We start from the raw sequence: 1,740 nt of genomic DNA, 5'->3' as shown, positions 1-1,740 counted from the left end.
GAGAGTAGGACACCGCCGGACACACATTAACAGGGGAGCCCCGACCACGACGGTCGGGGCTCCACCCATTTAACCCACACAACACAACCCATGTATGAGCCCACCATCGGGGAAGCCCCCGGCCGCTTAAGCGCAGGACGGGCTTCCCGCCGTCATGTTTTCACGACGTCGCCCCGCGCCAATGCGAAAGGCAAGCGGTCGAAGATAATTCGGATCTCTACGATCTGACCGTCTTGGACTCGATGGAGTTCTGCGCCGGGGGCGCTCGGCACCGCGTCATTTCCTGTGCTGTACATAAGGAGCGTTTCGTCACCGGCGCCGAATGCTGCCAAGAGCGTGGATCCTGTAAGCGAGGCGGCGAAGGGTTCCATAAACGCACGTACGGCGTCCCTGCCGTTCAGTTCGCCTGCGGGCGCGCTGCAGATGACATTCTCGGCCAAGTATGAGGACGCTGAGTCGAGCATGCCGGCTGTCCACGAGCGGTAGTACGCAACGGAGATATCGACGGCGGCGCCTTTATTGTCAGTCATGGCTGGGTTCCCTTTCGTAGATGGTTACATCGGTATAGACACCGCAGCCAGGCAGATCGGAACGGTGCGTCGGGAACGCGTGTCAGGATGGAGGCGTGACATCTGCGGAGTTGGAAGCCGCCTGGGCCGGCGATGAAGGGGCATTCGCTTCACTCATGTCGCCCTTCCTGCGGGAACTTCACGTGCACTGTTACAGGATCACTGGGTCCGTTGATGATGCCGACGACGTTCTGCAGGAGGTATTGCTCGCCGCGTGGAAGGGCCTTCGTGGTTTTTCCGGGCGATCATCGTTGCGGACGTGGCTGTATCGGATTGCGACAAACTGTTCGTTGAACCTCCTGCGGGATCGCAGCCGTCGAGCTCGTCCGGCACCCCTTCCTCCGTTCGATCCGCCGACTCCAAGCGATCTGTTCGATCAACCACATTTCCAGCCGTACCCGGATGCTTGGGTCAACGAACTTGATCCCGCTGCGCAGGCAATTGCCCGTGAAAGTGTTGAGCTTGCCTTTGTGCTGGCTCTTCAACGCATGCCTCCGCGCCAAGCTGCGGTGCTGATGCTGTGCGACGTATTGGATTTCACCGTCAGTGAGGCTGCCGAGATGCTCTCGATTGGTAAAAGTGCGGCTAAGGGTCTCTTGCAGCGGGCCCGCGCTGGACGGCCTTCTTCGCCTCCCCAGGCCACGGAAGCGGCGCAATGGGACATCGCCCGCAGGTTTGCCGAGGCCTTCTCCCGGGATGACATTGATGCCCTCGTTGGGCTCCTTACTGATCAGTGCTGGCTTGCTATGCCGCCCGCAACCGAACGCTACGTTGGCCGTACCGCCGTCGAGGGTTTCCTGCGCGCAAGTGCGGCGGGACGGCCCGGCGGCAGCTACGCGCTCTCTGCAGCCAGGGCGGGAGGCAGGCCGGCATTTGTCTGCTACCTCGACGGCCGGGCCCGGGGGCTGTTGATTATCGAACCGACATGGGACGGCAGCAAGATCGCCTCAATCATGCGGATCCTTGACGACGGATTTCACAGGCATTTGGGGGCGCCCGACCTTCTCGAATGAAGGGGCATCGAGCCCGGCCGCGTTGTTCAGGAATGAAGGTTCGACGGCGGTTTGGTGGGGGTGTGGGGGTGGATTTGCGTTGGTGGTGTGGGGCGTGTATTGTTTTCTGAGTCGCCGGGTGCGAAACGGAAAGCCGGAAGGTGTGTACGGTTCGGTAG

The 1,740-nt window shown here is 61.3% G+C and carries 2 protein-coding genes; one reads left to right on the top strand and one right to left on the bottom strand.

Features of this window, described 5'->3' with window-relative positions:
- Positions 1-152: 152 nt before the first annotated feature.
- Positions 153-530, bottom strand: coding sequence for a nuclear transport factor 2 family protein (locus J2Y68_RS21980; RefSeq protein WP_309997091.1), 378 nt, complete (start codon positions 528-530; stop codon positions 153-155).
- A gap of 95 nt (positions 531-625) precedes the next feature.
- Here J2Y68_RS21980 and J2Y68_RS21975 point away from each other — a divergent pair, with 95 nt between their 5' ends.
- On the top strand, positions 626-1,582 hold the full coding sequence (locus J2Y68_RS21975; RefSeq protein ID WP_309997087.1) for an RNA polymerase subunit sigma-70: 957 nt from the start codon (positions 626-628) through the stop codon (positions 1,580-1,582).
- Positions 1,583-1,740 lie beyond the last annotated feature (158 nt).

Origin of the sequence: Paenarthrobacter nitroguajacolicus (assembly GCF_031455195.1) — a bacterium.
GTDB lineage: Bacteria > Actinomycetota > Actinomycetes > Actinomycetales > Micrococcaceae > Arthrobacter > Arthrobacter nitroguajacolicus_D.
This window is presented reverse-complemented; position numbering and strand designations above follow the sequence as displayed.